2 protein-coding genes are annotated in these 2,639 nt (G+C 60.2%); both read right to left on the bottom strand.

Annotated features, from left to right (window positions below):
- Nucleotides 1-237 precede the first annotated feature (237 nt).
- Nucleotides 238-1,047 carry an alpha/beta fold hydrolase gene (locus B3V69_RS03915; RefSeq protein WP_296443990.1) on the bottom strand — a complete coding sequence of 270 codons (810 nt, stop codon included), beginning with the start codon at nt 1,045-1,047 and terminating at the stop codon, nt 238-240.
- A gap of 241 nt (nt 1,048-1,288) precedes the next feature.
- Entirely contained in the window at nt 1,289-2,446 is a 1,158-nt protein-coding gene (locus B3V69_RS03910) for a TIGR03118 family protein (RefSeq protein ID WP_296443988.1), read from the bottom strand.
- Nucleotides 2,447-2,639: the final 193 nt, after the last annotated feature.

Raw genomic sequence — 2,639 nt, 5'->3', positions numbered from 1 at the left:
GATAGGGCAGGCCGGTGGCTAGTAGGGAGCTAGCGCCGGGCAACGGAACCGACTTCATCTGCGAGCTTGCGTGAATCCGATCAACAGCTTGTCGAAAGGACGGCCGCCGAGTGTGGTGGCAATATTGCCAAAACTACGCGAACACTTGGGGGCCTCGCGTGGTCTCGTCTATCGTCACCTGAATCGCAGGGCAAAGATAAGATAAGTGATGGGCCCCGCGCCCCAGGCAACTAACAATCAGGCGATGGCATGGGCGCGAGAAAAGTGGCTGTCAAGCAAGGCATTGACCAGCGCTGCGTTCTCCAGTGCCACGGAGTGCCCGGCCTTGGGCACCCTTTTCATGCGACCATCCGTGACGGCATCCGCGATGTTTTGCGCGAGTGGCACGGTGTAGGCGTGGTCTTCCTCGCCGGCGATGGCCAGCATGGGAATCCGGCTCCCCTTCAGTTCATTCAAAATACCCTTGCGATGCACGACCTGGTAGGCTGAATCGCCGATGCTGGTGCCAAGTTGCGACATGTACGTGCGCCAGTAACCGAGCTCATTGGCAAAGTTAGGGTCGCTCAGCGATGCGTCGCCAAACATCACATACAGCAGCGTGTCGACCAGCGGAGCGCCACCGACTTTTTGCAGGTTGTCGACAATCGGCTGAAACTCGGCGACTTTGTACTCCGCCTCGCCGGAGCTGCCGAGGACGGCGCAGGAGGCAATCAGGTCTGGCCGACGCGCCGCCAGACGCAGTGCAATAAAACCGCCAAGGGAATTGCCAACGATGTGGCACTTGCCCAACCCCAGTGCTTCGATCAGTGCGGTCGCATCATCGGCCAGCGTATCGGTATCTTGCTTGTCAAGGGTCGCGGTGGCGCTCCTTCCCTGGCCACGGTGGTCGTAGCGGATGACCCGGTAATTTTTGCTGAAATGAGCAGCCTGTTTGTAGAACATGTGGGAGTTGAAAAACAGCGAGTGACTGAACACGATCGCGGGTGCATCGCGTGGGCCTTCGTCTTCATAGTACAGCTCGGTACCGTTAACCTGGATTTTGGGCATGCTTGTCTCCTTGTTATTGAACTTGTTACGCCGGGAATAGATCCGTAGCTTGCTGCGGACGGCACTTGCATCTGCAACGCCAGCAAGGAACCGTGCCTCAAGCCACCGGGCGTCACAGGCGACTCTTTCGAGTCGTTCGACTCTAGACATCAAGCGATACAGCGTCTATCGCGAACATTCGCGCTTGTCTGAAGAAAGGCATTGAAATCGTAAATCGGCAGTGCCTTGATCAGGCCGCCAGTCAGTCGTCCCGGGGTTCGTCAACCGGGCGGTCTGGCGGGGTTTGCTCGGGGCGGCGGCGGTCATAGATCGCCTCATCGGGGGACGGGTACTTGTTCTTGCGGCGGCGGCGACGCGCCATCGTGCCGAGGAGGGCAATAAATGCCAGCAGCATGAGCCCGTAGGTATCGGGCTCTGGCACAGCGGTCAGAACCCCAAATAGCCCATCGCTTTCCCCTTCGGGGCCCGCTGTGAAGTACAGCCACTGGCTGCTCCCGGCAGAGCCGTCATTGCCGGGAGACAGGGCCCACAGCCCATCAATGGAAAGCGGTTGATTGCTGGCGTCGAGAATCTGCCCCAGGTAGCTGTCATCCAACGGGTTGAACGCGCTGATGCGGCCGTCTCCGAAGTTGCCCACCAGCAAGGCACCCGCCAGGTCGCCGAAGCTGCTCGGCGCGATCGCCAGACCCCAGGGGGCATTCAGACTTCCGGCGGTGGCGACCCGGCCGATCAGGTTGCCGTTCAGGTCGAAGCGGTTGACAATGCCCAGCCCGGCGCCTGCCATCTCGTCCTGCTGGCTGGCGTCCTGTGCGGCATAGCTCACATACAGAATGCCGCCCAGGTTCTGCACGTTGAACGGCGCGTAACCAGCGGGCAGGTTCGGATCCGCGAACGCCCCGCTCAGCGCAGGTGCAAGGGCGCTGCCCTTGAGCACATCGATGCTGCCGGCCCGGAAGTTGGCGGCGTACAGGTAGCTGCTACCGGCGACCGTGCCAAGGGCCGCGCCCTTATAGATATTGGCCGCTGACGCGGGAACCAGTGTTTCGGCGCTGGTGCCCAACCCGCCGCGCCAGCCAGAGACGGTACCGTCCTCGCTGGTGAAAAGAAACACATCACCATTGAAGGCCGCCGCCGCCGCACCGCTATTGAAAACCTGGCCCGTGACGCTGCCGGTGCCCGGGATCGAAACGACCAGCCCCACCTGGTTGGTGAGTTGGGTCGATGGGTTCACCGAATACAGGTCCACGGTCCCGGTCCCGTTCGAGGAAACCCAAAAAGGACCGGTAGGCGAATAGGAGAGCCCCCAGGCGTTCTTGAGTCCTGGGTCGGTGATCTGCGCGGGGTGCGCGCCCTGATCGTTGGTCACCAGGTTGGTGACGGTGTACAGGGGCGCCGCCATGACAACCGAAAGGCAACTCAAGACGGCACACAATCCCAGCGCGCCTACCGATCGGGCACGGGAAAATAGGGATCTATTCATGACCATCCTTGCAACTAGCGACGCAAACTTGCGCTTGATATTTTTGCAAAGCAATAAGAGGGCCACGCTGCGGAAGGAAGTTGCTTAATCTATATAAATCAATGAGTTAAGA

Source organism: Rhodoferax sp. UBA5149 (genome assembly GCF_002413825.1).
Classification (GTDB): Bacteria; Pseudomonadota; Gammaproteobacteria; order Burkholderiales; family Burkholderiaceae_C; genus Rhodoferax.
This window is presented reverse-complemented; position numbering and strand designations above follow the sequence as displayed.